The sequence below is a fragment of the Rhodobacter sp. P2_H5 genome (assembly GCF_056403335.1).
Genome location: NZ_JBFUFS010000014.1, coordinates 84,925 through 109,723, shown reverse-complemented (window position 1 = coordinate 109,723; position 24,799 = coordinate 84,925). Strand labels below are relative to the sequence as shown.

At 65.6% G+C, this 24,799-nt stretch carries 26 protein-coding genes and 1 riboswitch; of the genes, 14 read left to right on the top strand and 12 right to left on the bottom strand.

The window, feature by feature from the left end:
- Nucleotides 1-213 precede the first annotated feature (213 nt).
- The gene (locus tag AC1DVR_RS17590; protein ID WP_478001904.1) at nucleotides 214-1,197 is read right to left on the bottom strand and encodes a 2-hydroxyacid dehydrogenase; all 984 of its coding nucleotides are present in this window, start codon (nucleotides 1,195-1,197) and stop codon (nucleotides 214-216) included.
- Between the two features lie 142 nt (nucleotides 1,198-1,339).
- On the opposite strand from AC1DVR_RS17590, the gene AC1DVR_RS17585 reads away from it, so the two are divergent.
- The 4 genes from AC1DVR_RS17585 to AC1DVR_RS17570 all read left to right on the top strand — a co-directional run bounded on the left by AC1DVR_RS17585 (nucleotide 1,340) and on the right by AC1DVR_RS17570 (nucleotide 5,518).
- The gene (locus AC1DVR_RS17585; RefSeq protein WP_478001903.1) at nucleotides 1,340-1,948 is read left to right on the top strand and encodes an SH3 domain-containing protein; all 609 of its coding nucleotides are present in this window, start codon (nucleotides 1,340-1,342) and stop codon (nucleotides 1,946-1,948) included.
- A gap of 122 nt (nucleotides 1,949-2,070) precedes the next feature.
- Nucleotides 2,071-2,757 carry a TetR/AcrR family transcriptional regulator gene (locus tag AC1DVR_RS17580; protein ID WP_478001902.1) on the top strand — a complete coding sequence of 229 codons (687 nt, stop codon included), beginning with the start codon at nucleotides 2,071-2,073 and terminating at the stop codon, nucleotides 2,755-2,757.
- Nucleotides 2,754-3,938, top strand: coding sequence for a pyridoxal phosphate-dependent aminotransferase (locus AC1DVR_RS17575; RefSeq protein ID WP_478001901.1), 1,185 nt, complete (start codon nucleotides 2,754-2,756; stop codon nucleotides 3,936-3,938). Before AC1DVR_RS17580 ends, AC1DVR_RS17575 begins: the two co-directional genes overlap by 4 nt.
- A gap of 2 nt (nucleotides 3,939-3,940) precedes the next feature.
- A complete protein-coding gene (locus tag AC1DVR_RS17570) occupies nucleotides 3,941-5,518 on the top strand; it encodes a 5-guanidino-2-oxopentanoate decarboxylase (RefSeq protein ID WP_478001900.1) in 1,578 nt (525 codons plus the stop codon).
- Between the two features lie 93 nt (nucleotides 5,519-5,611).
- Here AC1DVR_RS17570 and AC1DVR_RS17565 read toward each other — a convergent pair whose 3' ends face one another.
- A complete protein-coding gene (locus AC1DVR_RS17565) occupies nucleotides 5,612-6,112 on the bottom strand; it encodes an Lrp/AsnC family transcriptional regulator (protein WP_478001899.1) in 501 nt (166 codons plus the stop codon).
- 166 nt (nucleotides 6,113-6,278) lie between these two features.
- Here AC1DVR_RS17565 and trxB point away from each other — a divergent pair, with 166 nt between their 5' ends.
- The 3 genes from trxB to AC1DVR_RS17550 all read left to right on the top strand — a co-directional run bounded on the left by trxB (nucleotide 6,279) and on the right by AC1DVR_RS17550 (nucleotide 9,799).
- Nucleotides 6,279-7,229 (top strand): thioredoxin-disulfide reductase, encoded by a 951-nt coding sequence (gene trxB / locus AC1DVR_RS17560; RefSeq protein ID WP_478001898.1) that lies wholly within the window; start codon nucleotides 6,279-6,281, stop codon nucleotides 7,227-7,229.
- A 249-nt stretch (nucleotides 7,230-7,478) separates the two neighbouring features.
- Nucleotides 7,479-9,191, top strand: coding sequence for a bifunctional sulfate adenylyltransferase/adenylylsulfate kinase (locus tag AC1DVR_RS17555; RefSeq protein ID WP_478001897.1), 1,713 nt, complete (start codon nucleotides 7,479-7,481; stop codon nucleotides 9,189-9,191).
- 71 nt (nucleotides 9,192-9,262) lie between these two features.
- On the top strand, nucleotides 9,263-9,799 hold the full coding sequence (locus tag AC1DVR_RS17550; RefSeq protein ID WP_478001896.1) for an NADPH-dependent FMN reductase: 537 nt from the start codon (nucleotides 9,263-9,265) through the stop codon (nucleotides 9,797-9,799).
- Here the strand turns inward: AC1DVR_RS17550 and AC1DVR_RS17545 are convergent.
- The 3 genes from AC1DVR_RS17545 to AC1DVR_RS17535 form a co-directional block, all read right to left on the bottom strand.
- Nucleotides 9,796-10,281 carry a cytochrome b gene (locus tag AC1DVR_RS17545; RefSeq protein ID WP_478001895.1) on the bottom strand — a complete coding sequence of 162 codons (486 nt, stop codon included), beginning with the start codon at nucleotides 10,279-10,281 and terminating at the stop codon, nucleotides 9,796-9,798. The genes AC1DVR_RS17550 and AC1DVR_RS17545 overlap by 4 nt on opposite strands.
- 216 nt (nucleotides 10,282-10,497) lie before the next feature.
- Nucleotides 10,498-10,737 (bottom strand): DUF1150 family protein, encoded by a 240-nt coding sequence (locus AC1DVR_RS17540; RefSeq protein ID WP_478001894.1) that lies wholly within the window; start codon nucleotides 10,735-10,737, stop codon nucleotides 10,498-10,500.
- A 12-nt stretch (nucleotides 10,738-10,749) separates the two neighbouring features.
- Nucleotides 10,750-11,163, bottom strand: coding sequence for an Hsp20 family protein (locus tag AC1DVR_RS17535; protein ID WP_478001893.1), 414 nt, complete (start codon nucleotides 11,161-11,163; stop codon nucleotides 10,750-10,752).
- Nucleotides 11,164-11,383: 220 nt separating this feature from the next.
- On the opposite strand from AC1DVR_RS17535, the gene AC1DVR_RS17530 reads away from it, so the two are divergent.
- The 3 genes from AC1DVR_RS17530 (at nucleotide 11,384) to AC1DVR_RS17520 (ending at nucleotide 13,294) form a co-directional block, all read left to right on the top strand.
- Nucleotides 11,384-11,602 (top strand): YdcH family protein, encoded by a 219-nt coding sequence (locus tag AC1DVR_RS17530; protein ID WP_478001906.1) that lies wholly within the window; start codon nucleotides 11,384-11,386, stop codon nucleotides 11,600-11,602.
- Nucleotides 11,603-11,748: 146 nt separating this feature from the next.
- Nucleotides 11,749-12,234, top strand: a complete 486-nt coding sequence (gene purE, locus AC1DVR_RS17525) for a 5-(carboxyamino)imidazole ribonucleotide mutase (RefSeq protein WP_478001892.1) — start codon at nucleotides 11,749-11,751, stop codon at nucleotides 12,232-12,234.
- A complete protein-coding gene (locus tag AC1DVR_RS17520; RefSeq protein ID WP_478001891.1) occupies nucleotides 12,227-13,294 on the top strand; it encodes a 5-(carboxyamino)imidazole ribonucleotide synthase in 1,068 nt (355 codons plus the stop codon). Before purE ends, AC1DVR_RS17520 begins: the two co-directional genes overlap by 8 nt.
- Before the next feature lie 4 nt (nucleotides 13,295-13,298).
- Here the strand turns inward: AC1DVR_RS17520 and AC1DVR_RS17515 are convergent, their stop codons facing one another.
- From AC1DVR_RS17515 to AC1DVR_RS17505, 3 genes are read right to left on the bottom strand one after another with little or no spacing between them, the layout of a single operon-like run.
- Nucleotides 13,299-13,703, bottom strand: coding sequence for a low affinity iron permease family protein (locus tag AC1DVR_RS17515; RefSeq protein WP_478001890.1), 405 nt, complete (start codon nucleotides 13,701-13,703; stop codon nucleotides 13,299-13,301).
- A 40-nt stretch (nucleotides 13,704-13,743) separates the two neighbouring features.
- Nucleotides 13,744-14,508 carry an alpha/beta hydrolase gene (locus AC1DVR_RS17510; RefSeq protein WP_478001889.1) on the bottom strand — a complete coding sequence of 255 codons (765 nt, stop codon included), beginning with the start codon at nucleotides 14,506-14,508 and terminating at the stop codon, nucleotides 13,744-13,746.
- Nucleotides 14,509-14,566: 58 nt separating this feature from the next.
- Nucleotides 14,567-15,589, bottom strand: coding sequence for a calcium-binding protein (locus tag AC1DVR_RS17505; protein WP_478001888.1), 1,023 nt, complete (start codon nucleotides 15,587-15,589; stop codon nucleotides 14,567-14,569).
- Between the two features lie 154 nt (nucleotides 15,590-15,743).
- Nucleotides 15,744-15,872, top strand: a riboswitch (FMN riboswitch).
- Nucleotides 15,873-15,942: 70 nt separating this feature from the next.
- On the opposite strand from AC1DVR_RS17505, the gene AC1DVR_RS17500 reads away from it, so the two are divergent.
- The 4 genes from AC1DVR_RS17500 to AC1DVR_RS17485 are packed head-to-tail and all read left to right on the top strand — an operon-like array spanning nucleotide 15,943 to nucleotide 18,300.
- Nucleotides 15,943-16,830: a DMT family transporter gene (locus AC1DVR_RS17500; RefSeq protein ID WP_478001887.1), complete on the top strand. Its 888-nt coding sequence runs from the start codon at nucleotides 15,943-15,945 to the stop codon at nucleotides 16,828-16,830.
- A gap of 38 nt (nucleotides 16,831-16,868) precedes the next feature.
- Nucleotides 16,869-17,324, top strand: coding sequence for an NUDIX domain-containing protein (locus AC1DVR_RS17495; protein ID WP_478001886.1), 456 nt, complete (start codon nucleotides 16,869-16,871; stop codon nucleotides 17,322-17,324).
- Nucleotides 17,321-17,821 (top strand): GreA/GreB family elongation factor, encoded by a 501-nt coding sequence (locus tag AC1DVR_RS17490; protein WP_478001885.1) that lies wholly within the window; start codon nucleotides 17,321-17,323, stop codon nucleotides 17,819-17,821. The genes AC1DVR_RS17495 and AC1DVR_RS17490 overlap by 4 nt, the downstream gene beginning before the upstream one ends.
- Entirely contained in the window at nucleotides 17,803-18,300 is a 498-nt protein-coding gene (locus tag AC1DVR_RS17485) for a GNAT family N-acetyltransferase (RefSeq protein WP_478001884.1), read from the top strand. The genes AC1DVR_RS17490 and AC1DVR_RS17485 overlap by 19 nt, the downstream gene beginning before the upstream one ends.
- 169 nt (nucleotides 18,301-18,469) lie before the next feature.
- On the opposite strand, the gene AC1DVR_RS17480 is transcribed toward AC1DVR_RS17485, so the two are convergent.
- The 4 genes from AC1DVR_RS17480 to AC1DVR_RS17465 all read right to left on the bottom strand — a co-directional run bounded on the left by AC1DVR_RS17480 (nucleotide 18,470) and on the right by AC1DVR_RS17465 (nucleotide 24,786).
- The gene (locus AC1DVR_RS17480; protein ID WP_478001883.1) at nucleotides 18,470-19,294 is read right to left on the bottom strand and encodes an EamA family transporter; all 825 of its coding nucleotides are present in this window, start codon (nucleotides 19,292-19,294) and stop codon (nucleotides 18,470-18,472) included.
- A gap of 156 nt (nucleotides 19,295-19,450) precedes the next feature.
- Nucleotides 19,451-21,103 (bottom strand): chaperonin GroEL, encoded by a 1,653-nt coding sequence (gene groL / locus AC1DVR_RS17475; protein WP_478001882.1) that lies wholly within the window; start codon nucleotides 21,101-21,103, stop codon nucleotides 19,451-19,453.
- A gap of 73 nt (nucleotides 21,104-21,176) precedes the next feature.
- Nucleotides 21,177-21,464 (bottom strand): co-chaperone GroES, encoded by a 288-nt coding sequence (locus AC1DVR_RS17470; RefSeq protein WP_478001881.1) that lies wholly within the window; start codon nucleotides 21,462-21,464, stop codon nucleotides 21,177-21,179.
- A 208-nt stretch (nucleotides 21,465-21,672) separates the two neighbouring features.
- The gene (locus tag AC1DVR_RS17465; RefSeq protein ID WP_478001880.1) at nucleotides 21,673-24,786 is read right to left on the bottom strand and encodes a beta strand repeat-containing protein; all 3,114 of its coding nucleotides are present in this window, start codon (nucleotides 24,784-24,786) and stop codon (nucleotides 21,673-21,675) included.
- Between the last annotated feature and the right edge of the window lie 13 nt (nucleotides 24,787-24,799).

Here is a 24,799-nt window from a genome sequence, read left to right as displayed (position 1 = left end):
GTTGAGGCCGCTGACCTGCGCGATCTGACTGGCCGTGAGATCGGCCGCGACGAGCCTGATGAAGGCCCGAAATTGGGCTTCAGAAAGTTTCGAACTTTTTGCGTAGCGATTCATAAGCCTTTTCATAGCATTGCGCCAGTTTTCTGGCTCTATGCTAGTCAAGACCCTTCGCAGAAAATTCGCGCTGAAGATTTTTCGCCGAAAAATCTTGGCTTACAGCATCCCCGGCACGACCTGATCCGGCGGGCGGTGGCCGTCGGCGAAGGTCTTGATGTTGATGATGACCTTTTCGCCCATCTCGATCCTTCCCTCGATGGTGGCGGAGCCCATGTGGGGCAGCAGGACCACGTTGGGCAGGTCGGTCAGGCGCGGGTTCAGGCGGCCGTTCTCGTAGACGTCGAGGCCGGCGCCGGCAAGCTCGCCGGCCCGCAAGCCGCGGGTCAGGGCGTTTTCGTCGATTACCTCGCCGCGCGAGGTGTTCACGATGACGGCGGTCGGCTTCATCAGCTTCAGGCGCCGGGCGTTCATCAGGTGGAAGGTCGAGGGCGTGTAGGGGCAGTTGACCGATATGATGTCCATCCGCGACACCATCTGGTCGAGGCTCTCCCAATAGGTGGCCTCCAGTTCGGCCTCGATCTCGGGGCGCACGCGGCGGCGGTTGTGGTAATGGACCTGACAGCCGAAGGCCCGGGCGCGGCGCGCCACGGCCTGACCGATCCGGCCCATGCCGAGGATGCCAAGGCGGCGCCCGGCCAGACGGCCGCCAAGGAAAGCCATCGGCGACCAGCCCTGCCATTCGGTGGTGCGCATCGCGGCCAGCCCCTCGGGGATGCGGCGGGTCAGGGCGAGGATCAGAGCGATGGTCATGTCGGCGGTATCCTCGGTCGTCACACCGGGGGTGTTGGTGACGAGGATGCCGCGGCTGCGCGCCGTCTGCACGTCGATGTGATCAACCCCGGCGCCGTAATTGGCGATCAGCTTGAGCCGCGTTCCAGCCTGCCCGATCAGCCCGGCGTCGATCTGGTCGCGGATCGAGGGCACCAGAACGTCGCAGTCGCGCATCGCGGCGGCCAGCTCCTCGCGCGTCATTTGCGTGTCGGGGTCGCGCAGGGTGACGTCGAACAACTCTTTCATCCGCGTCTCGACCACCGGCGGCAGATGCCGTGTCACCACAACCGACAAACGTGCAGATCCCATGATGCGCTCCCTCACTTCCCATCGCAGCCTATTGGTGGCAAAGTGACGCCAAGTGCTGCTGCGCACAAGGCCGTACCGGGCCATACCCCGGGCCAAGGACAACAAGACGCAGCCGCTTCAGGCAGATCGGCGCAGGACAGAGATGAAGGCATTCCTCCTTTCGACAGGGCTTCTGGCTGCGCTTGTGGCCTTGGCGCCGGTCCGGCCCGCTGTGGCGCAGGACGGCGCGGCCACGCTGGAACAGCAGGTCGAAGGCGCGACCGACCCCGGCATCAACGGCGACGGCACGCTGAAAGAGGACCCGAACCAGCCGCATGATCCCGGCAAGGGCACGGTCACCAACCTGCCGATCCCGCGCTTCGTGACGCTGAAGGGCTCGGAGGGCAACGCGCGGCGCGGCCCCGGCCTGACCCACCGGATCGACTGGGTTTTCACCCGCGAGGGGATGCCTTTGAAGATCACCGCCGAATATGAGCATTGGCGCCGGGTCGAGGATGTCGACGGCGCGGGCGGCTGGATCCATTATTCGCTGCTGTCGGGGGTGCGCTCGGTTCTGGTGACGCAGGATATGGCGCAGGCCTACAGCCAGCCCGACGACAAGGCCGATGTGGTCTATCAGTCCGAACTGGGCGTGATCGGCAAGCTGTTGCAATGCCTGCCCGACTGGTGCCGCATCGCGGTGAATGGCGAAAAGGGCTGGGTGCGCAAGAGCGCGATCTGGGGCGTCGACAAGGCCGAGATCTACCCCTGACCCTGGCGCGCCGAGCGCAATACAACCCTGAAGAGAAAGTTCCGGCCCGCATGCGGCCCGTCTTGCGGCGGCCCTGYGCTGGGGATAGGAATTATGCAGTCGAATAACAAGGCTGCATTCCGATGAGCGCGGACCGCAAACCCTATCGCCGCGAAAGCGAGGACAAGCGCCGCGAGGCGCTGGTGCAGGCCACGCTGGCGCTGGTCGCGGAGGGCGGCGCGCGCAATGCCACGGTGCGGGCGATTGCCCAACGTGCCGGGGTGACGGCGGGGCTGATCCGCCATTATTTCCAGACCAAAGAACAGCTTGTCGCCGCCGCCTACCACCATCTGATGGAGCGGATGACCGAGGACAGCACCGCCGTCCTGAAGGCGGCCCCGGTCGACCCGCATGCCCGACTCGCGGCCTTTGTCGCCGCCGCACTGAAGCCGCCGGTCGTAGACCCCGAGGCGCTGGTGCTCTGGGCGACCTTCCTGCAGGAGACCCACCGCGACCCCGCGATGCGCGCGATCCATGCCCAGACCTACCTCAGCTTCCGCGACCGGCTGCAGGCGCTGATCGCCGACCTGCCGGGCAACCGCGACGAGGTTCAGCTGCGCCGGCTCGCCATCGCCTGCAACGCGGTGATCGACGGCTTGTGGATGGAGGGCTGCGCCCTGCCCGAGGCCTTTGCCGCCGGGGAACTCGTGACGCTGGGCGTGCGCTCGGTCGGGGCGATCCTTGGCGTGGATTTGATGCATTACCTGCTGTTGTCCGAACCGATCCAGGCAGACTTTGGATCCCGATATACCGAGGAGACCCGGACATGAGATATGCCAGCATCACCGAACGTCTGGCCGGACTGGGCGGCGCGAAATGGGAGATCCACGCCATGGCGCGGGCCATGGCCGCGACCGGGCAAGAGGTGCTGTCGCTGACCATCGGCGAGCCTGACGTGCCGCCGCCGCCGGAACTGCTGGACCGGATGCGCCAGGCGCTGGAGGCCGGGCGCTTTGCCTATTCCAACGGGCGGGGCGAGCCGGGGCTGCTCGCCGCCCTGTCGACGCGCTATACAAGGCGCAGCGGGCGGCCGATCGGGACCAACCAGATCATGGCCTTCCCCGGCACCCAGACGGCACTTTACGCCGTGCTGACCGGGCTGGTCGGCCCGGGTGACGAGGTCTTGGTCGGCGACCCGATGTATGCGACCTACGAGGCGGTGATCGCGGCCCATGGCGCCAAGGCGGTGGCCGTACCCCTGCGCCCCGAACACGGCTTTCGGATGCAGGCCGAGGATGTCGAGGCCCGCATCACCCCGGCGAGCCGCGTTCTCTTCCTCAACACGCCGCACAACCCGACCGGGGCGGTGCTGACCGCCGAGGATATCCGCGCGCTTGGCCGCGTGGCGCGCCAGCACGACCTCTGGATCCTGTCGGACGAGGTTTATGAGGAGCTGATCTTCGGCGACGGCAGCTTCGCCTCGCCGCTGGATCAGGCCGATCTGGCGGAGCGGACGGTGGTGGTCTCCTCGATCTCGAAATCCCATGCCGCACCGGGCTTCCGCTCTGGCTGGGCGGTGGGCCCGGGGGAGTTCACCGCGCGGCTGTTACCGGTGGCCGAGACCATGCTCTTCGGCAACCAGCCCTTCATCGCCGACATGACGGCGCTGGCGGTCGCCAAACCCTCGACGGTGGCGCGTGGCATGGCGGAACGCTATGCGCACCGCGCCCAGCTGATCCGCGCGGCGCTGCACGGCCAGAACGCGCTGCATGTGCATGAACCGGGCGCCGGCATGTTCACCGTCGTCGATATCCGCGCCACCGGCCTGACTGGCGAGGATTTCGCCCGCAAGCTTCTGCTGGAGGAACGCGTGGCGGTGATGCCCGGCGAAAGCTTCGGCCCGGCGCTGAACGGCTGGCTGAGGCTCAGCCTGACCCGCCCGGACGACGAGATCACCGAAGCCTGCCGCCGCATTGCCGCCTTTGCGGCCCGTCAACTGAAAGGTTCCTGAAGATGCGCACCGTCGGAGAACGTCTGGTCGAAGGTCTGGAGGCGCGCGGCGTCCGGGTCGTCTTTGGCATCCCCGGGGTGCATACGGTGGAGCTTTACCGCGGCCTCTCGGGCTCGAAGATCCGCCATGTCACGGCGCGGCACGAACAGGGCTGCGCCTTCATGGCCGATGGCTATGCCCGGGTCTCGGGCCAGCCGGGGGTGGCCTTCGTGATCACCGGGCCGGGGCTGACCAATGCGCTGACCGCGATGGGGCAAAGCCGCGAGGATTCGGTGCCGGTGCTGGTGATCTCGGGCGTCAACCGGCGCGACAGCCTGGGGCGCGGTCTGGGCCGGCTGCACGAATTGCCCGACCAGCAGGCCATGGTCCGCGCGCTGTGCCCGACCCGCCAGATCACCGGCCCGGACGAGGTCGGCCCGGCGCTGGACTGGGCCTTTCACCTCTTGACCACCGGCCGCCCCGGCCCGGTCCATATCGAAGTGCCGACAGATGTGATGCCGCTGCCCTGCGCGGCCCTGCCCGCGCCCGAGGCACCGGCCCCCAAGGCCCTGCCCAAAGCGGAAGCGCTGACCAAGGCCGCCGAGCTGCTGAACCAGGCCCAGCACCCGCTGATCCTCGCCGGCGGCGGATCGCGGGGCCAGGAGGCCGCGCTGAAGGCGGTGGCCGAGGCGCTGGACGCCCCGGTGATCCAGACCGTCAACGCGCGCGGCATGCTGCATGGCCACAGGCTCTGCATCCCCGCCTCGCCCAGCCTGGAACCGGTGCGCGACTTGATCCGCGCCGCCGACCAGATCCTCGCGGTGGGGACCGAGATCGGCCAGACCGATTACGACATGTATGCCGATGACGGAATGCCCGACCTCTCGGCCATGATCCGCATCGACAGCGATGCGGCGCAATTGGCCCGCCATGCCGCCGCGCTGAACCTGCAGGGCGATGCCGGGGCCACGCTGCGGGCCCTGCTGCCGATGCTCGCCGCGCGCCAGGCCGAGGGCAGCGCCCGCGCCGAACAGACTCGCAAGGCCGCCCGCGCCATCCTGGGCGACCTGGCAGCCACCATGCCCGGCCAGCTGGAGATGGTCGAGGCAATCCGCGCCGCCCTGCCGCGTGCGCTGATCGTCGGCGACAGCACCCAGCCGGTCTATGCCGGAAACCTCTACTACGACCACGACCTGCCCGGCGGCTGGTTCAACGCCGCCACGGGCTTCGGCGCACTCGGCTTCGGCCCCGGCGCCGCGGTCGGCGCCGCCATGGCAGCACCCGGCACCCAGGTCGTCTGCCTGATCGGCGACGGCGGCCTGCAATTCTCGCCCGGCGAGCTACGCACCGCGGTCGACGAACGCCTGCCCATCACCTTCGTGGTCTGGAACAACGCCGCCTTCCGCGAAATCGCTGAAGCCATGCGCGGCGCCAATACCGAGATCATCGGCTGCCACCCCTCGCCCCTGCGGATGGAACCCTTCGCGGCGGCCTGCGACCTGCCCTTCACCTCGGTGCCGCAAGAACCCGACGTGCTGCACTGGGCCCTGTCGCAACCCTGCAACGGCCCCCGGATGATCGAGATCCGCGTCACCCTCTGATTTGCGCTTTGCCCAAATACTCCCGCCGGAGGCGCCGATTTTTCGCAGAAAAATCGTTCTTCTGGCGGGTCAGGGCGATTTTTCTGCGAAAAATCAGGCGCTGCGCGCCAAACGCGCTTCCAGCACGTCGAAGGGCAGGCCAGGCTCGTCCTTGGCGCAGCGGATCACCAGCGAGGTCTTCACATTGGCCACGTTCTCGGCCTTCAGCAACTGCTCGGTCAGAAAGTTCTGGAAGGTCGACAGATCGGGCGCCACGCATTTCAGGATGAAGTCGATCTCGCCGTTCAGCATGTGGCATTCGCGGACCAGCGGCCAGGCCCGGCAGCGCGCCTCGAAGGTGGCGAGATCCGCCTCGGCCTGGCTCGACAGCCGCACCATGGCAAAGACCTGCACCTCGAACCCCATTTCGCGCGCGTCGATGTCGGCGTGGTAGCCGCGGATATAGCCTGCCTCCTCCAGCGTCCTGACCCGGCGCAGGCAGGGCGGGGCCGAGATTCCGACCCGGCTGGCCAGCTCCACATTGGTCATCCGCCCATCGCCCTGCAATTCGGCCAGAATCTTGCGGTCAATCGGGTCGAGTTTCGTCACGGCCATGGGGCGCTCCTTCAATTCTGCACTTTCGTATGCCGATACCCGGTTTTGCGCAATATTGTTTCACCCTTGCGCAAGAAAAAGTCGCAACTGCACGCAAAGCCGCCATGAAACGCCGGCTCTTCCCCCAAGCGAGGGCATTGCCTATATCACGGCTTCAGAAAATCGGATGAGGACGAAAATGGGCGAGACGCGGCACACCAAGGTTCTGATCATCGGCTCGGGTCCGGCGGGCTACACGGCCGCGGTCTATGCGTCGCGCGCGATGCTGCAGCCGATCCTGGTGCAGGGCCTGCAGCCCGGCGGTCAGCTGACCATCACCACCGAGGTCGAGAACTGGCCGGGCGATGTTCAGGTCCAGGGCCCGAACCTGATGGTCCGGATGGAGGAACACGCCCGCGACATGGGGGCCGAGATCATCTCGGACTATATCACGAGCCTCGATCTGCAAAAGCGCCCCTTCACTGCGCAGTCGGATTCCGGCACGGTCTACACTGCGGATGCGGTGATCCTGGCCACCGGGGCCCAGGCCAAATGGCTGGGTCTGCCGTCGGAGGAGAAGTTCAAGGGCTTCGGCGTCTCGGCCTGTGCGACCTGCGACGGGTTCTTCTACCGCGGCAAGGAGGTCGTGGTGATCGGCGGCGGCAACACGGCGGTGGAGGAGGCTTTGTTCCTGACCAACTTCGCCTCCAAGGTCACGCTGATCCACCGCCGCGATTTTCTGCGCGCCGAGAAGATCCTGCAGGACCGGCTGTTCAAGCATCCCAAGATCTCGCTCCTGTGGAACAGCGAAGTGGTCGAGGTGCTGGGCACCGACGAGCCCTCTTCGGTGACCGCCGTGCGCACCCGTGATGTGCTGACCGGCGCGGTCAAGGATGTGCCGTGCCACGGCTTCTTTGTCGCCATCGGCCATGCCCCGGCCTCGGAACTGGTGAAAGACCAGCTGCCCCTGCACAACGGCGGCTATGTCCAGGTCGAGCCGGGCTCGACCCGCACCGCGATCCCCGGGGTCTTTGCGGCAGGCGATCTGACCGACCATGTCTACCGCCAGGCCGTGACCTCGGCCGGCATGGGCTGCATGGCCGCACTGGATGCGGAACGCTGGCTCTCCGGGCACTGAGACAGAGCGCTTGCGGGCCGACCCGGTCCCGCAAGCCGCGTCCCCTGCACTGCATTTGACGCGAACCATCTTCCGGCCGCCCGCCTTCGACCAAAAAACTGGCCCCGATCAGCGGGATTTCGCGGCATTTTCGCCCTTTTTGGCGAGAATGCCGCCCCGCTGCTTGATTCTTCGCCGCATACAGGGTCAAAAGCCGCTGCAACGGGCGGTCGTGACCGTCCTTAAGGTTGTCCCAAAAGCGAGCCCCGAATGTCGATTTCCAACCACGCCCCGATTCCCGAACTTTTCGTTTCCGCCGCGGAAGCCGAACGCCTGAAGACCGAGGCCGGTTCGATGCCTTCCTGGGATCTGACGGCCCGCCAGGCCTGCGATCTGGAGCTTTTGATGAACGGCGGGTTCAACCCGCTCAAAGGTTTCAACACCGAGGCCGATTACAACAACGTCGTTGAAAACATGCGTCTGGCCGATGGCACGCTGTGGCCGATGCCGATCACGCTGGACGTGTCGGAGAAATTCGCCGAGGGCGTGGCCCCGGGCACCAAGATTGCGCTGCGCGATGCTGAAGGCGTCATTCTGGCGGTGATGACCGTGTCGGACAAATGGGTGCCCAACAAGAAACTTGAGGCCGAGAAGGTCTTTGGCTACGGCGCCGATGATCTGGCGCATCCGGCGATCAACTACCTGCACAATGTGGCGGGCCCGGTCTATCTCGGCGGCCCGATCGAGGGTCTGCAGGCCCCGGTCCACTACGACTTCAAGGGCAGCCGCGACACGCCGAACGAACTGCGCGCCTATTTCAAGAAGCTCGGCTGGGAAAAGGTCGTGGCCTTCCAGACCCGCAACCCCCTGCACCGCGCCCACCAGGAGCTGACCTTCCGCGCCGCCAAGGAAGCCCAGGCCAACCTGCTGATCCATCCGGTCGTCGGCATGACCAAGCCGGGCGACGTGGACCACTTCACCCGCGTGCGCTGCTATGAGGCGGTGCTGGACAAGTATCCGCAATCGACCACCACCATGAGCTTGTTGAACCTCGCCATGCGCATGGCCGGCCCGCGCGAAGCCGTCTGGCACGGGCTGATCCGCAAGAACCACGGTGTGACCCACTTCATCGTCGGCCGCGACCATGCCGGCCCGGGCAAGAACTCGAACGGCAAGGACTTTTACGGCCCCTATGACGCGCAGGAGCTGTTCACCAAGTTCGAATCCGAAATCGGCGTGAAGATGGTTGACTTCAAGCACATGGTCTATGTGCAGGAGCGTGACCAGTATTACCCCGCGAACGAAGTGCCGGAAGGCTGCACGGTTCTGGACATTTCCGGCACTGAACTGCGCCGCCGCCTGCGGGAAGGTCTGGACATCCCGGCCTGGTTCTCGTTCCCGGAAGTCGTGGCGCAGCTGCGCAAGACCTCGCCCGCTCGCGACAAGCAGGGCTTCACGGTGTTCTTCACCGGCCTGTCGGGTTCGGGCAAGTCGACCATCGCCAACGCGTTGATGGTCAAGCTGATGGAAATGGGCGGCCGTCCGGTCACCATTCTGGACGGTGACGTGGTGCGCAAGCACCTGTCCTCGGAACTGGGCTTCTCGAAAGAACATCGGGACATCAACATCCGCCGCATCGGCTATGTCGCCTCGGAAATCACCAAGAACGGCGGCATCGCGATCTGCGCCCCGATCGCGCCCTATACCGCGACCCGCCGCGCCGTGCGCGAGATGATCGAGGCTTACGGCGCCTTCATCGAAGTGCACGTTGCGACCTCGGTCGAGGATTGCGAGAAGCGCGACCGCAAGGGTCTGTACAAGCTGGCCCGCGAAGGCAAGATCAAGGAATTCACCGGGATCTCGGACCCCTATGAAATCCCCACCAATGCCGAACTGGTGCTGGCCACCACCGGGATCGAGGTGGACCATTGCGCCCATCAGGTCATCCTGAAGCTGGAGCAGATGGGTCTGATCAAGGCCTGATCAAAGGCTTACGGTACGAGACGGAACGCCGCCCTGAGGTTCAGGGCGGCGTTTTGCATGGGGGAGGAACGATGCGGATTCTGGCGCTATCCGGCAGCCTGCGGGCGGCTTCGACCAATACAGCTTTGCTGCGCGCGCTGGCGCTTGCCGCCGAACCGCCCTTGGTGGTGGAGGTCTGGAGCGGGCTTGCCGGCCTGCCCGCCTTCTCCCCCGATCTGGAGGGGGAATTGACCCCTGCCCCGGTCTTGGCCTTTGCGGCGCGGGTCGCGGCGGCAGAGGGGCTGGTGATCGCCTGCCCGGAATATGTCCATGCCCTGCCCGGCGCCTTCAAGAACGCGCTGGACTGGCTGGTGTCGCGCCCCGAGCTGATTGGCAAGCCGATCGCGCTGATCCATGCCTCGCAGCGGGGCGAGGATGTGCTGACCGATCTGCGCCGGGTTCTCTCCACCGTCTCCTCAGGTTTTGCGCCCGAGGTTTTCGCGCGCTTTCCGCAGAGCAAGCGCAGCCCTGCGGAGGTCCTGGCCGCGATGGCGGCGCCGAAGGAAGTGGCGGCCCTGCGGGACTACCTCGCCCGTCTGGACGGCCACATCCGGTCGTGCCGGGCTTAGCGCAGCGGGGTCATCTTGCTGAGCACGCGGTCTTTCAGGACATAGTGGTGGAAGATCGCCACCGCGGCATGGCCGAGGATGAAGACCATCAGGACATTCATCACCAGCACATGCAGATCGCCGGTGCTGTCGGTCTTGCCGAACCAGGTGATAGCGCCGAGGACCGGCACCGCCAGCATCAGAAGGTAAAGCGCCAGGTGCCCGGCATCGGCGGCACGGGTGGCAAGTGTCTTGCCCCCCTCGGCCGCGGGGGCGCCGGTCATCAGGCGCACCAGGATCCGCACCAGGACCAGCGCGAGCAGCAGCGTGCCCGCCCAGACGTGCCAGACCGGCGTCAGACCGGGAACCACCGCCCCGCCCTCCAGCCGGGCGTCAAGCGCCTCGCCCATGCCTTCCGAGACGAAGTAATTTGCGGCGATCAACAGGGCGATCGCCCAGTGAAGCCCGATCTGCACGCCACTATATGCTGTCTTCGAAGCCATTCTTGTCATCCTCGCGGGTCTGCAAGGTGCGGCCTGTCCGCCCCTTTGCCTGGTTCTGCAACTGCATAAAGCGTGACCATGCAATCGCAGCAATAACCCGGAAGGATTAAGATATCGTGGGCGCAGGCCCCTATAACCGAAGGTCTAGGGCCTGAATCTGCTCGGCATTCTGCTTATCAGGGCCGAGCAGACCATGATTTCCTGCCCAAAAGCAGGTCAGTGCACATAGACCGGGGCCATGTCGTTCTGGCGGGCCAGCGCGAAGGCGAGCTTGCGGTCGGCCACCAAGGCAAGCCTTTCGCCATCGGGGCGGTGGACGGCATAGATCGTCTCGAATCCCTCGGCCTGCTGTTGCAGCTCGGCCGACAGATCAGCCACGGCGACCGGACGGACATAGACGATGGCGCGGCCGGAAGAGGCTTCGGCGCCCGGCAGATTCTCGAATTTCACATCCATTTCAGTGTCCTTTCACTTCGAACCAATGCGGATGGTTTGCACCACGGTCTCGGGCGCCTGGCGATGCAGGTCGACATGCAGGAGCCCGTGCTCCAGATCGGCGCCGCCGACCTCGACCCCGTCGGCCAGCACAAAACTGCGCTGGAAGGCGCGGGCGGCGATGCCGCGGTGCAGGTAAACGCGATCAACGATGTCTTCGGCCTGACGGCCACGGATTACCAGCTGGCGGTCCTCGACCGTGATCTGCAGGTCCTCCTCGCGGAAACCGGCGACGGCCAGCGTGATGCGGTAGGTATTGTCCGAGGTCGCCTCGATGTTGAAGGGCGGATAGCCCTCGGAGGCGGTCTTGGCGGTACGCTCGACCAGTCGTTCCAGCTGTTCAAAGCCCAGAAGATAGGGATGGGCGCCAAAAGTCAGTTTTGTCATGCTCATGTCCTTTCGCAAGCGACATCTTTGGGCGGACCCCTCAGGCATCCGCATGGATGAAATATGGGGCGGCGGGCCGCGCGCTGCAAGAGGCGGATCGCCCCCGGCCGCCGGACAAGAAATTTGCGCCGGGGTGTTCATTTCCCTGCCGAATTTTCGCCCAGACGGCACGAATCGTTGTATCATGAAAGCCATGACATCCTTTTTCCGCGACCCGCCCATGAATGCCTCGAACGAGCTGAACTTTGACGAAATGCTGCGCATCCGTCTGGAGGTGCTGCGCCGTGAGCATCGCGATCTGGACGAGGCCGTGCATGCGCTGGAACTGTCCGGCCGCCCCGATCAGCTGACGCTGCGGCGGCTGAAAAAGCAGAAACTGGCGCTGAAGGACCAGATCGTGAAGATCGAGGACGACATGATCCCCGATATCATCGCCTGAACCACCGCGGTGGCCACCGTCGCGACGCCGGCCGGTAGGATGGGCAATGTGCCCATCTTCCAGAGCCCCCTCCGCCCTGGGGACATCCTGTCTCTTGCCCTGTCAGCATCGCCAGTATAATTCGACCCATCACCTTGGAGGGGCCGATGGGCGTTCAGGTCGCAATTATCATGGGCAGCCAGTCCGACTGGCCGACGATGAAGGAAGCAGCCCTCGTGCTGGATCAGCTGGGCGTGGCTTACGAGGCCAAGATCGTCTCGGCCCACCGCACGCCGGACCGGCTGTGGGATTTCGGCAAAAGTGCTGTGGCGCGCGGTCTGCAGGTGATCATCGCGGGCGCGGGCGGGGCGGCGCATCTGCCCGGCATGATGGCTTCCAAGACAAGGGTGCCGGTGATTGGCGTGCCGATCCAGACCAGGGCGCTGTCGGGGGTCGACAGTCTTTATTCCATCGTCCAGATGCCGAAAGGCTATCCGGTCGGCACCATGGCGATCGGGGCCGCCGGCGCGGCCAATGCCGGCCTGATGGCCGCGGGCATCCTCGCCCTGCAGGACGCCGCACTTGCCGCAAGGCTCGATGCCTGGCGCGAGGCGCTCTCCGCCTCGATCCCCGAGGAGCCGAAAGATGAGTGAACTGCCGCAAGGATCGGTCATCGGCATTCTGGGCGGCGGGCAGCTGGGGCGGATGCTCTCGGTCGCAGCCTCGCGCCTTGGCTTTCGCTGCCATATCTACGAACCGGGCGCCAACCCTCCGGCGGGCGAGGTTGCCCATGCGGTGACCACCGCCCCTTACGAGGATGAAGCCGCCCTGCGCGCCTTTGCCGCCAGTGTCGATGTCATCACCTATGAGTTCGAGAATGTGCCGACCTCGGCTTTGGACCTCTTGGAAAGCCTGAAGCCGATCCGCCCGAACCGCAAGGCGCTGGCCACCTCGCAAGACCGGATGCTGGAGAAGAATTTCCTGACCTCGCTCGGCCTTCCGACCGCGCCCTATGCCGAGGTCGCGAGTGCCGCCGATCTGGAGGCCGCGATTGCCAAGGTGGGCACGCCGTCGATCCTGAAGACCACGCGGCTCGGCTATGACGGCAAGGGCCAGGTCCGCATCCCCTCCCCCGATGCGGCGGAGGCGGCCAGGCTCGGGATGACGCAGGCTTGCGTGCTGGAAGGCTTCGTGAATTTCAGCCACGAGGTTTCGGTGATTGCGGCGCGGGGCCTTGACGGCTCGGTCGCCTGTTTTGACCCCGGCGAGAATGTCCACAAGGACGGGATCCTGCGCACCACCACGGTGCCAGCCAAGCTGACCCCGGGCCAGCGCACCGATGCGATCCTGCTGGCGGCCAAGATCCTGAACGCGCTGGATTATGTCGGTGTCCTGGGGGTGGAGTTGTTCGTCACCGCTCAGGGCCTGATCGTCAACGAGATCGCGCCCCGCGTCCACAACTCGGGCCACTGGACGCAGAACGGCTGTGCGGTCGACCAGTTCGAGCAGCATATCCGTGCGGTGACCGGCTGGCCCCTGGGTGACGGGTCGCGGCATTCCGATGTGGTGATGGAAAACCTGATCGGCGACGATGTGCTGGAGGTTCCGGCCATTGCCCGCGAACGCCATGCCGCGCTGCACCTCTACGGCAAGGGCGCGCCGCGGCCCGGGCGCAAGATGGGCCATGTCAACCGGGTGAGGCCGGCGCAATAGGCGATCAGGCCTCGGGCGTGTCGGTGTCGGCGAAGCCCTGGGCCAGGTTCTCGCGCGCGGCGCGGGCCAGGGCCGCATAGCGGCGGCGGAAGTCCTGCAGATGGGCTTCCTCCAGTTCCTCCAGGTCCATCAGGGCGTTATGGGCGCCCTGGGTGACCCGGATCAGCTCGTCCAGCTTGATCTGGATCGCCTTGGTGTCACTGTTCTGGGTGTTCTGGATCAGGAAGACCATGAGGAAGGTGACGATCGTGGTGCCGGTGTTGATCACCAGCTGCCAGGTGTCGGAAAAGCCGAAGATGGGCCCGGTGACGATCCAGACCAGAATGACCCCCGCGGCCAGCATGAAGGCCATCGGGCGACCCGATTGCTGGGCGATGGCGCGGGCAATGGCGGCATAGTGAATTGTCATGGGATGACCTGTTGTTGAAGGCGTCACGGTGTTGAAGGCGTCACGGCGCGCTTGCGGTTCTTTCCTGCCCCGGCGCCATCAGCGAGGCAAGAGCCGCGCGCCAAGTCAACCCCGGCGCAAAGGCGCCATTGGCGAGGAAGGCCAGGGTCTGGGCGATGACCTCGGGCGAATTCATCATGAATGTGTGACTGGCCGGCAGGGTCAGATGCGCCTTCATGCCCTCCACCTTCGTCGAAGCGACCGAGACCGTGCCGTCATCCGGCCCCGGCAGCATCCGCGAGAAGATCGGGTTGAGCGAGCGGGTGCCCGCGATCACCCCCAGTTCGAAATCCACCGGCGGCAGGTTGCGCGGCACGGAATCCGGCCCGGTGCCCAGTTCTCCCCCCGCCGGGCCATTGACCCAGCGAAAGGCCGCCATGCCGCCCATCGCATCCACCACTTCCGAGCCCTGGTTGGGCGGGGCCAGCATCACCACCCGGCCCAAATTCTCCGGCCGGTTGTCGCGCAGCCAGAGCCGCAACAGGATGCCGCCCATCGAATGGGTGACGAAATGCACCTGCCCCCCCGGCGCACAGCGCGCCACCCGCGCGCCCACGCCAGAGGCCAGATCGGCCAGGGTCGCCTTGGTGGACGGGTAGCTTTCATTGATCACCTGATAGCCCCGCGCCCGCAGCGCCGCGTCCATCAGGACAAGAGAAGCCTCGGTCCGCGCCAGCCCATGCAGCAGCACGACGCAATCTGCGCTGGCAGGCCGGGGCCCGAGCGCGGTGAGGGTGGACAAGAACAGGGCAGCGGTGCGGCGCATGGCCTTGGCATGAAGCCAAATCCCGCGCCGCGCAAGTCACGCCTGCATGAGGCGTGGCTCAGATCAGCCAGTAGGACCAGTTGTGCCAGAACGCGGCAAACCCGGCCCCGATCGGACTGGGAGAAAGGCTCGCATCGGTGAAATCATCGGCGGTCAGGCTTGCCGCCGCCACCCCGGACAGCAACATCCGGACCGCCACCCCGTTGTCATAGGTGTAGCTGACCAGCGTGCCCTCCGCCCTCTGGGTGAGGGTCAGATCCGCGAAGGTCATGTCCTGCCCGGCGCTGGTGGAACCGGAAAGCGCGATGTGATCGACGCCGTCCTGGAAGTCGAGCACCGTGGTCAGCGAGGTGACCGCATTCGGGCGAAAGAGGAAGACATCCGCCCCGCCATCGCCCTGCAAGGTGTCGGGGCCGGAAAAGCCGCCCCAAAGGGTGTCGTCCCCCGTGCCGCCATAGACCGTGTCATGGCCGTAGCCGCCGAACAGCAGGTCATTGCCGGTACCGCCATAAAGCAGGTCGTGGCGCCGGCCGCCCTCGATCAGGTCATTGCCACCGTCGCCGTAAAGCGTGTCATTGCCCTCATGCCCCATCACCATGTCGCGCCCGGTCCCGGCGTGGAAGAGGTCGGCCTGGTTCGACAGGATGATCCGGTCATTGCCGGCCAGGGCCAGGGCGAAAAGATCGCGGTCGTCCTGGGTATCGGCCGAGGCCAGCGCCGAGGCATAGGCCGCGCCATCCAGTTTCATGCCGGCGAGGTCAAAGCGCGTGCCGCCCGCCGTGGTGACCGTGATGAACTCGACCGAACCGGTCTTGATCTGCCCGGCGCCATCATAGGTCAGGCGGTGGCCCCAGGCCGTCTCGGCCGCGCCAGTGGTGGAGGTGACAGAACCGCCATCGGTGAAGCTTCGCGAGAAGCCCGCCATGTGGACCGCGAGAGGCCCGATGATACTGTAGCCCTCGACGATCGCGAAGTTCCGTGCCTCGGTGACATGGGCAGTGGTGACGACGCCCGCCTCGAAAGGCGCGTGAAAATCCAGAAGCGTGTCGTCAAAGGCAAAGGCAGAGCGAAATACGGCCATGCAAAACTCCCTCAAATCTGACGCAATTGAGGGTTGTGCCGCGGGCGGTGTCAAGCCTGCGCCGCGTCCCGCAGGGCCGGTTTGCGCAAGGCGCGGCAGGGGCGCTTGCCTCGCAGGCAGTGCCACATTATGTCGGGGCTGCCGGGGATGATCCCGGTCTTCTCAGGGCGGGGTGCAATTCCCCACCGGCGGTATAGCCCGCGAGCGCCTTCCGTTGGGAAGGGTCAGCAGATCCGGTGTGACTCCGGGGCCGACGGTATAGTCCGGATGTAAGAGATGTGCGGCCTGATCGCCCCTTTCGGGGGGCGGAAAGTGCTGACGCCTCCCCTGTCAGGCAAAGTCGAGGGGGTGGCATGACGCAGACCAGTTCGTTCAAGGGGGCCGCCTTCATGGTGCTGGCGGGCCTGTGCTTTGCGGCGGCCAATGCCGTGACCTTCAAGGTCACCGCTTTCCTTGGCTTTCGGCCGCAGTCGGATGCCTTCTGGCAATATGCCATCGCCACCCTGTTTTCGCTGCCCTTCATCTGGCGCAGCGGCCTGGCGGGTCTGCGCAGCCGGCATCCCGGGCTGCATCTGATCCGGGTGCTGTTGTCGGCGCTGGGGGTGCAGGCCTTCACCGCCGCCTTTGCCAGCGGCATGGCGGTCTGGCATGTGGTGGCGCTGGTGATGACCTCGCCCTTCTTCGTGCTGGTGGGCGCAAGGCTGTTCCTGGGCGAGGCGGTGGCGGTGCATCGCTGGATTGCCGCGACCATCGGTTTTGCCGGGGCCATGGTCCTGTTGCGCCCCTGGGAGGGCGGGCTGACGGTGAGCGCGCTTTTTCCGCTGGCGGCGGCGGTGCTCTGGGGGGCGGCCTCGCTGATCACCAAGCGCCTGACGCGGGAGGAGCCGCAAAGCGCCATCACGCTGTGGCTTCTGGTGCTGCTGACGCCGATCAACGGGGTGTTGTCCTGGCAAGCCGGGTTCGAGCTGCCGGGCGGCGAGGTTCTGGCGCTGTTGCTGGTCGGCGGGGTGATGATGTACGGCGCGCAGCATTTCCTGACGCTGAGCTATGCGGCGGCGGATGCGGGCTTTGTGCAACCCTTCGACGATCTGAAGCTTTTCTCCAACATCTTCGTCAGCTGGCTGATCTTTGGCGATGTTCCGGGCGGCAGCACCTGGCCCGGCATCGCGCTGATCCTGGCCGGTTCGGCCTGGCTGCTCTGGTCGGAAAGGCGGCAGGAGCGCCCCGCCGCCCTTGCATAAAAGCTGGACAAACGCGCCCTGACGCTTAAGCCTGCGCCATGGCCCCCAGATCCCCCCGCCTTGCCGCCCGCGCCCTGATCCTGCAAGAGAACCGGCTTCTCTTGGTCAACGCCTTCCCCGGCGGGCGGTCCGATCTGTGGTGCGCCCCGGGCGGCGGGGTCGAGGCCGGGGCCTCGCTGCACGTGAACCTGATCCGCGAGGTGCATGAGGAGACCGGCCTGACGATCAGCGTCGGCGCCCCGGCCCTGATCAACGAGTTTCACGACCCGGCCAGTGGGTTTCACCAGGTCGATATCTTCTTTCGCTGCACGGTGACGGGTGGGATGATCGACCCGCGCTGGCGCGATCCGGCGCGAGTGGTGACCGACCGGCGCTTCTTCGCGCAGGACGAGCTGAAGCGGCGGATGATCCGCTTCAAACCCGACAGCCTGGTGCAGGTGGCCTGGGAGGAAACCGGCCTGACCTATGACCCGCTGGAGCGCCTGGTCCGATGAGCCGCGCCTTTGTGAAAGAGGGCGATGGCGCGCTGGACCCCCTGCCCGACCTGCCGCTGTCGCCGCATCCGAATTACGTCACGGCCCGGGGCCTGGCCGCCTTGCAGGAGCGGCTGCGCGCCCGGCAGGCCGATCTGGCCGCGCTGAAGGCCCGGCCGGACCGGCTGGACAAGCTGCCCGAAGCCGCCGCCGAACGCGACATCCGGTATCTTGAGGCGCGGTTGCGCTCGGCCCTGCCTGTCGATCCCGCGGCGCATGGGGTGGAGACCGTGGCCTTCGGACATCGCGTCACCGTGGTCACGGCGGACGGCGCCACCGCGACCTATGAGATCACCGGCGAGGACGAGGCCGACCCGGCGCAGGGCCGCATCGCCCCGCATGCGCCGCTGGCCCGCGCCTTGATCGGCGCTTCGGTCGGCGATAGCGTCAGCTGGCGCAAACCCTCCGGCGCGGTTGACCTGGAAATCCTGGCGATAACATGCCCGAAGACAGCCTGATCCGAACGCTCGACCCGGGTTCCGACCGCGCCGCCGTGGCCGAACTGCTGGCCGAGGCGCAGGACTATTACCACCTCTGGCGCGGCCATGCCCCCGGCGCGGCGGAGGTCGAAGAGGTCTTCACCGCTGGCCCGCCCGGCTGCGATGCCGCCCTGTCGCACCGGCTTGGGCTGTTTGTCGGCGGGAAGCTCAGCGGTGTGGCGGAGCTGTCCTTCGGCTATCCCGCGCCGCAGGATGCCTATCTGGGGCTGATGATCCTCGCCCCGCGTGCCCGCAGCTTGGGTCTTGGTGCCGCCTTCTTCGCCCATGCAGAGGCCCTGGCCCGCGCCCGCGCCTGCCCGCGTCTGTATCTTGCCGTGCTGGAAGCCAACCCCCGCGGCCGCGCCTTCTGGGAGCGGCAGGGCCTGACCGCCACCGGGAACTTCCGCGACGATGCCGAGACCGGTCACCGCATTCACCGGCTGGTCAAGACCCTCTGACCGGAGGGCGCGCGGCGGCCCCGGCCGCGGGGGACTGCCGTCCCCCGCACCCCCTGCCTCAAGGGGAGGCGCGCCTCCCCTTGAGAAACCCCTGTGAGACACCCCAAGTGGATATTTGGGCCAGAATGAAAGGTCCCGTGGGCGCTTTGGATCTGGCTGTGGGACCGGATCACTTTGCGGCGGGCAGGGCGGCGAGGAGCACGCCGCCGAGGACGAGGCAGGCGGCCAGCCAGAAGCCCGGACCCGGCAGTTCGCCGAGGAGGACAAATCCCCCGAGGCTGGCGATCAGGGGGACGGAGAGCTGCGCCACCGCGGCGCGCCCGGCCCCGATGGCAGGCACCACCGCATACCAGAGCGCATAGCCGAGGCCCGAGGTCACCGCCCCCGAGATCAGGGCCAGCGCCACGCCGGCGCCCGTCGCATGCAGCGGCATGATCAGAAGGGCCAGCGCGCCCAGGGGCAGCGCCAGGATGAAATTCCACGCCGTCGCCGCGAGGGCATCGCTCTGCCGCCGCCCGGCCAGCGAATAGATCCCCCAGCCGATCCCGGCCAGCGCCATCCAGACCTCGGGCCAGAGCGCGCCGCCCTTGGGCGACAAGAGCAGCACCAGCCCGCCCAGCGCCAGCACCGCCCCGCCAACGCGCCGCGCTGGCAGGGCCTCGCCCGCGGCCCAGGCTCCGGCGAACATCGTGATCTGCACGACGCCGAACAGGACCAGCGCCCCGGTGCCGGCATCCAGCGCCAGATAGGCCGCGGAAAACCCGAAGAGATAGGTCAGGAGCCCCAGCACCCCCGGCACCCGGCCGCGCCATCCCGGCCAGATCGCCCGCCGCCGCAAGACCAGCAGGAGGGCCAGAGCCGCAGCCCCGGCGCCCAGCCGCAAGACCGCAAAGAGCCCGGGATCAATCCGCCCCGCGCCGACCGCCATCCGGTTCAGCACCGAATTGGCCGCGAAGGCCAACATCACAAGGCAGGTCCATCCCGTCAACCGCATCGCAGCCCCCTCCTCCCCCCTGTCCCTGCCTGAGCCGGTTGGCCGCAGGCCAGAGGCGAGGACAAGACTTGCGCCGCAGGCGCGCCTTTTGACAAGCCGGAATGAAAAAGGGCGCCCCGAAGGACGCCCTTTCCCGCTCTGCCCGTGACAGGCAGATTACATCATGCCGTCCATGCCGCCCATGCCGCCCATGCCGCCGCCGCCGCCCATGCCGCCAGCCGACTTCGGCTCCGGACGATCAGCGATCATTGCTTCGGTGGTGATAAGCAGCGAGGCGATAGAGGCCGCATCTTCCAGCGCGGTCCGGGTCACTTTGGCCGGGTCGATCACGCCGAAAGCGAACATGTCGCCATATTCTTCGGTCTGAGCGTTGAAGCCAAAGGTCGGGTCGTTGGATTCGCGCACCTTGCCGGCCACGACAGCGCCATCGACGCCAGCGTTTTCAGCGATCTGACGCAGCGGAGCTTCCAAGGCGCGACGCACGATGGAAATGCCGTTCTGCTGGTCGGAGTTGGCGCCGACGAGGTCGTGCAGCACCTTGGCCGCCTGAACCAGAGCCACGCCACCGCCGACAACGATGCCTTCTTGCACGGCCGCACGGGTCGCGTTCAGGGCGTCGTCAACGCGGTCCTTGCGCTCTTTCACTTCGATCTCGGTCATGCCGCCGACGCGGATCACCGCAACGCCGCCAGCCAGTTTGGCCACGCGCTCTTGCAGCTTCTCTTTGTCGTAGTCCGAGGTGGTTTCTTCGATCTGGGTGCGGATCTGGGAAACGCGGGCCTCGATTTCAGCCTTGGCGCCAGCGCCGTCAACGACAGTGGTGTTGTCCTTGGTGATCGAGACTTTCTTGGCGCGGCCGAGCATGTCGATGGTGACCGACTCGAGCTTCATGCCGAGGTCTTCCGAGATGACCTGGCCGCCGGTCAGGATCGCGATGTCCTGCAGCATGGCTTTACGACGGTCGCCGAAGCCCGGCGCCTTGACGGCGGCGATCTTCAGGCCGCCACGCAGCTTGTTGACCACGAGGGTCGCCAGCGCTTCGCCTTCGACGTCTTCCGAGATGATCAGCAGCGGGCGCTGCGACTGGATCACGGCTTCCAGCAGCGGGACCATCGGTTGCAGCGAGGAGAGTTTCTTCTCGTGCAGCAGGATGTAGACGTCTTCCAGGTCGGCGGTCATCTTGTCGGCGTTGGTCACGAAGTAGGGCGACAGGTAGCCGCGGTCGAACTGCATGCCTTCGACGACTTCGACTTCGGTCTCGAGACCCTTGTTTTCTTCGACGGTGATCACGCCTTCGTTGCCGACGCGCTGCATCGCGTCAGCGATGAAACGGCCGATCTGAGCTTCGCCGTTGGCCGAGATGGTGCCAACTTGCGCGACTTCGTCCGAGTCCTTGACCGGACGCGAAGCAGCCTTGATGGCAGCCACGACCTTGGTGGTGGCCATGTCGATGCCGCGCTTCAGGTCCATCGGGTTCATGCCGGCAGCGACGGCTTTCATGCCTTCGCGGACAATGGCTTGAGCCAGAACGGTGGCGGTGGTGGTGCCGTCGCCGGCTTCGTCATTGGTGCGGGAAGCGACTTCCTTCACCATTTGCGCGCCCATGTTCTCGAACTTGTCAGCCAGTTCGATTTCCTTGGCAACCGTCACACCGTCCTTGGTGATGCGCGGGGCGCCGAAGGACTTGTCGATGACCACGTTGCGGCCTTTCGGGCCCAGGGTCACCTTCACGGCGTCGGCGAGGATGTTCACGCCGCGCAGCATGCGGTCGCGGGCGTCGGTGTCAAAACGTACGTCTTTAGCAGCCATTGTGCTAACTCCCGTTTGAAATGTTCGTGGAAAGGGAGCGCCTCAGCGCCCCCGGATGCGACCCGTCAAGCGATCAGGAGATGATCCCCATGATGTCGCTTTCTTTCATGATCAGCAGTTCTTCGCCGTCCAGCGTCACTTCGGTGCCCGACCATTTGCCGAACAGGATGCGGTCGCCCGCTTTGACGGAGGGTGCGATCAGCTCGCCCGAATCCTTGCGCGCGCCTTCGCCCACGGAGACGATTTCGCCCTCAGCGGGCTTTTCCTTGGCGCTTTCCGGAATGATCAGGCCGCCCTTGGTTTTTTCGGTGGCGGCGATACGCTTGACCAGCACGCGGTCATGAAGCGGTTTGAAAGCCATCTGGTAACACTCCCTAGGTTCCAGGTTAATCTCGATTAGCACTCATGGTTGGCGAGTGCTAACGACGCCTGAGGTAGGCACTTGGTGTGAGTCTGTCAACACCGAAGGCGGTAAAAAGCGCAGCGATCGGCGGGGAGAGGCGCAGGAAAAAGCCCGGCCGGAGCGGGGGCTCCGGCCGGGCGGGTGCAGGATGGCGCCTGGGCGCGGGTCAGATCACGAAGAAATCGGCATTGGTCAGCGCGAGGTTGGTGTTGAGCACCGCAAAGAGCACCGAGGCCCCTGCCCCGTTGCCGTCGGCGTCGTAGTAGAGGTTGCCGGTGTCGGTTTCATAGATGATCCGGTCGGCGCCATCCACCGCAAGCCCGGAGGTATTGGCCACGAAGGCCGAAGCGGCCACGGCGCCCATGTTCAGGCCGGTGAAGATCGCATTGGCCAGCTGGATCGAGTCGTCGGTCACGTTGAAATCGGTGATCCGGTCGACATTGCCGTCGCCGAATTCCACGTTGAAGACAAAGGCATCCGTTCCGGCGCCGCCGGTCAGCCGATCGGCGCCGGCGCCCCCGGCCAGCACATCGTTCCCGCCACCGCCAAGCAGGGTGTCATTGCCGAAACCGCCGGTCAGCGCGTTGTTCTGGCCATTGCCGGTCAGAAGGTCGTCGCCGTCGCCCGCGACCAGGTTCTCGATCCCCACCAGCTTGTCGAGGCCTTGCCCGGTGTTCTGCACGTCGGTCAGGTTGAGGTCGACGGTGATCGTGTCGGTGCCGACGAAGATCGCCGTGTCGCTGCCGTTGCCGCCATTGATCAGGTCATTGCCCGCCCCGCCGGTCAGCGCATCGGCGCCATTGCCGCCGAACAGGGAATCGTCGCCCGCGCTGCCGTTCAGGGCATTGTTGAACTCGTCGCCGGTCAGCTTGTCGTCGTTGACCGAACCGGTGAGGTTCTCGATGCTGGACCGCGTGGTGGTGCCGATCCGCACGAAGGTGTCATAGCCCGAAGCCCTCGTGTTCTGCGCGCCGATGATGGTCAGGTCGACCACGACGCCGCCCGCGCCCTCCTTGACGTTCTGATAGGACACCGTGTCCACCCCATTGCCGCCATCAAAGGCGTTGCGGCGCAGATCGCCGATCATCAGGTCGTCATAGGCGCTGCCGGTGATGTTCTCGAAGTTGAGGACGGTATCGACGACGATGCCCGAAATCGCAGTCTGGGCCGAAAGGTCCACCGTCACCGCCTGGGTCGAGGAGGCATAGGAGACGGTGTCGACCCCGGCCAGACCATCGAGGATATTCGCCCCGGCATTGCCCGACAGAAGGTCGTTGTAATTGCTGCCGGTGAGGTTTTCGAAATTCGAGACGGTGTCGGTGCCCGACCCGCCGGTCGATTGCGCCCCGGTCAAGCCAAGATCCAGCGTGATCCCCGAAGTGGCGCCGAATTCGTAGGACAGGGTATCGCCCTTCAGCCCGGTGTTGGTGACCTGGCCGCCGCCATCCACTTCGTTGTCGCCGATATTGACCCAGACCACGTTGTTGAGCGCATTGCCGCTGCCGTTCAGGGCATTGGTACCCATCAGCCGCAGGTTCTCGATCGTGGAACCGAGGTTGTGGTTGATATAGGTCATCACCAGATCGGTGCCCGAGGAATCGGTGATCTCGTCGCCGAGGTTGTCGATCACATAGGTGTCGTTGCCGGCCCCGCCATCCATCTTGTCAGCCCCGGCGCGCCCGTCGAGGAAGTTGTTGCTGCTGTTGCCGTAAAGCCGGTTTTCCTGGCTGTTGCCGATGCCGTTCGCCGCAGAGCCGTCCAGATACAGATATTCGACATTCGCCGTCAGTCGGTAGGACACGGTGGAATGCACCGTGTCGATCCCGTCCGCCGAGGTGTTGAACTCGACCACCACATCGGCGCCGTCGACGTAATAGGTGTCGTTGCCCTTGCCGCCAGTCAGCACATCGGCGCTGGCGCCGCCGTCCAGGATGTTGTTGCCGGAATTGCCGGTCAGCTCGTCACTGAAGGCGCTGCCGACCAGATTCTCGATGCCGATCAGCTTGTCAAAACCCGACCCTTGCGTGTCCTGAAAGCCGGTGATGTTGAGGTCGACGATGACGCCGGCGGTGGAAACGGCGTTGATCGTGGTGGCGATGGTCACGCTGCCCGGCACCAGGCCATAGATGACCGCGCTGGCATAGGAGACGGTGTCGATGCCGCCCTGCCCGTCCAGCACGTTGTTGCCGGCATTGGCAAAAAGCGTGTTGTTCAGCGCGTTGCCGGTGGCGTTGAGGTCGCCGGTGCCCAGAAGGCGCAGGTTCTCCACATTGTCGCCCAGCACATAGCTGATCGAGCTGGCCACGAGGTCGATCTGCCCTGCGCTGTTGGAGCTTTCATAGACCACATCGCCCACGTCATCGACGATATAGATGTCGTTGCCGTCGCCGCCGGTCAGCGTATCGGCGCCGTAGCCGCCGTTCAGCACGTTGGCAAAGCTATTGCCGGTGACATGGTTGTCAAGGAAGTTGCCGACGCCGATCTGGGTGTTGGAGGACCCGATCAGCGAGAGGTTCTCGATATTGGCCCCGAGGATATAGCTGATGCTCGAGATCACGGTGTCGATCTGGTCGGGGTCGCTGTTGGTCTCGGTCACCCGGTCGCCGAGGTTGTCGACGTAATAGGTGTCATTGCCGTCGCCGCCGGTCATCGTGTCCAGACCGAGGCCGCCGTTCAGGATATTGTCGGCGCCATTGCCGATCAGGATGTTGTTGAGCGTGTTGCCCGTGGCGTTGATCGCCTGGTTGCCGGTCAGGGTCAGGTTCTCGACATAGTTGGTCAGGGTGTAGGTGACCGAGGATTCGACCCGGTCGATCCCGGCCCCGGTGATCGAGTTGTTCTCTTCGGTGACGACATCGGCAGCGTTGTCGACCTTGTAGAGGTCATCGCCCAGCCCGCCCACCATCAGATCGCCGCCAAGCCCGCCGTCCAGCGTGTCATTGCCGCCGAGGCCCACCAGAGCGTCGTCGCCATTGCCGCCGAGGATCAGGTTGGGCAGATCGCCGTCATGCCCCGTGGTGCCCTCGCCCACCACCAGCACGCCGGGCGAGAGGAACTTCACGTTGTTGAGGCTGGTGGCCGAACTGACCCCCAGATCGTCCAGCGAGATATTGGCCAGAACGATCGACTTGCCGCCCACCGAGAATTGCACCCCGCTCAACGTGCCGTTGATCAGCAGTTCGGCCGGGCGGATGCTGGTGTCGAACTCCAACACGTCGTGCAAAGGGTCAAAAGTGATTTTCTGGTTGTTGATCAGCGTGCTGAATTTGAAGGTGGCCATGGGGCGTCCTGTA

Excerpts from the sequence above, each read along its gene's own strand:
- AC1DVR_RS17590 (WP_478001904.1), bottom strand. The coding sequence starts at position 1,197 with ATGGGATCTGCACGTTTGTCGGTTGTGGTGACACGGCATCTGCCGCCG.
- AC1DVR_RS17585 (WP_478001903.1), top strand. The coding sequence starts at position 1,340 with ATGAAGGCATTCCTCCTTTCGACAGGGCTTCTGGCTGCGCTTGTGGCC.
- AC1DVR_RS17580 (WP_478001902.1), top strand. The coding sequence starts at position 2,071 with ATGAGCGCGGACCGCAAACCCTATCGCCGCGAAAGCGAGGACAAGCGC.
- AC1DVR_RS17575 (WP_478001901.1), top strand. The coding sequence starts at position 2,754 with ATGAGATATGCCAGCATCACCGAACGTCTGGCCGGACTGGGCGGCGCG.
- AC1DVR_RS17570 (WP_478001900.1), top strand. The coding sequence starts at position 3,941 with ATGCGCACCGTCGGAGAACGTCTGGTCGAAGGTCTGGAGGCGCGCGGC.
- AC1DVR_RS17565 (WP_478001899.1), bottom strand. The coding sequence starts at position 6,112 with ATGGCCGTGACGAAACTCGACCCGATTGACCGCAAGATTCTGGCCGAA.
- trxB (WP_478001898.1), top strand. The coding sequence starts at position 6,279 with ATGAGGACGAAAATGGGCGAGACGCGGCACACCAAGGTTCTGATCATC.
- AC1DVR_RS17555 (WP_478001897.1), top strand. The coding sequence starts at position 7,479 with ATGTCGATTTCCAACCACGCCCCGATTCCCGAACTTTTCGTTTCCGCC.
- AC1DVR_RS17550 (WP_478001896.1), top strand. The coding sequence starts at position 9,263 with ATGCGGATTCTGGCGCTATCCGGCAGCCTGCGGGCGGCTTCGACCAAT.
- AC1DVR_RS17545 (WP_478001895.1), bottom strand. The coding sequence starts at position 10,281 with ATGGCTTCGAAGACAGCATATAGTGGCGTGCAGATCGGGCTTCACTGG.
- AC1DVR_RS17540 (WP_478001894.1), bottom strand. The coding sequence starts at position 10,737 with ATGGATGTGAAATTCGAGAATCTGCCGGGCGCCGAAGCCTCTTCCGGC.
- AC1DVR_RS17535 (WP_478001893.1), bottom strand. The coding sequence starts at position 11,163 with ATGACAAAACTGACTTTTGGCGCCCATCCCTATCTTCTGGGCTTTGAA.
- AC1DVR_RS17530 (WP_478001906.1), top strand. The coding sequence starts at position 11,384 with ATGAATGCCTCGAACGAGCTGAACTTTGACGAAATGCTGCGCATCCGT.
- purE (WP_478001892.1), top strand. The coding sequence starts at position 11,749 with ATGGGCGTTCAGGTCGCAATTATCATGGGCAGCCAGTCCGACTGGCCG.
- AC1DVR_RS17520 (WP_478001891.1), top strand. The coding sequence starts at position 12,227 with ATGAGTGAACTGCCGCAAGGATCGGTCATCGGCATTCTGGGCGGCGGG.
- AC1DVR_RS17515 (WP_478001890.1), bottom strand. The coding sequence starts at position 13,703 with ATGACAATTCACTATGCCGCCATTGCCCGCGCCATCGCCCAGCAATCG.
- AC1DVR_RS17510 (WP_478001889.1), bottom strand. The coding sequence starts at position 14,508 with ATGCGCCGCACCGCTGCCCTGTTCTTGTCCACCCTCACCGCGCTCGGG.
- AC1DVR_RS17505 (WP_478001888.1), bottom strand. The coding sequence starts at position 15,589 with ATGGCCGTATTTCGCTCTGCCTTTGCCTTTGACGACACGCTTCTGGAT.
- AC1DVR_RS17500 (WP_478001887.1), top strand. The coding sequence starts at position 15,943 with ATGACGCAGACCAGTTCGTTCAAGGGGGCCGCCTTCATGGTGCTGGCG.
- AC1DVR_RS17495 (WP_478001886.1), top strand. The coding sequence starts at position 16,869 with ATGGCCCCCAGATCCCCCCGCCTTGCCGCCCGCGCCCTGATCCTGCAA.
- AC1DVR_RS17490 (WP_478001885.1), top strand. The coding sequence starts at position 17,321 with ATGAGCCGCGCCTTTGTGAAAGAGGGCGATGGCGCGCTGGACCCCCTG.
- AC1DVR_RS17485 (WP_478001884.1), top strand. The coding sequence starts at position 17,803 with ATGCCCGAAGACAGCCTGATCCGAACGCTCGACCCGGGTTCCGACCGC.
- AC1DVR_RS17480 (WP_478001883.1), bottom strand. The coding sequence starts at position 19,294 with ATGCGGTTGACGGGATGGACCTGCCTTGTGATGTTGGCCTTCGCGGCC.
- groL (WP_478001882.1), bottom strand. The coding sequence starts at position 21,103 with ATGGCTGCTAAAGACGTACGTTTTGACACCGACGCCCGCGACCGCATG.
- AC1DVR_RS17470 (WP_478001881.1), bottom strand. The coding sequence starts at position 21,464 with ATGGCTTTCAAACCGCTTCATGACCGCGTGCTGGTCAAGCGTATCGCC.
- AC1DVR_RS17465 (WP_478001880.1), bottom strand. The coding sequence starts at position 24,786 with ATGGCCACCTTCAAATTCAGCACGCTGATCAACAACCAGAAAATCACT.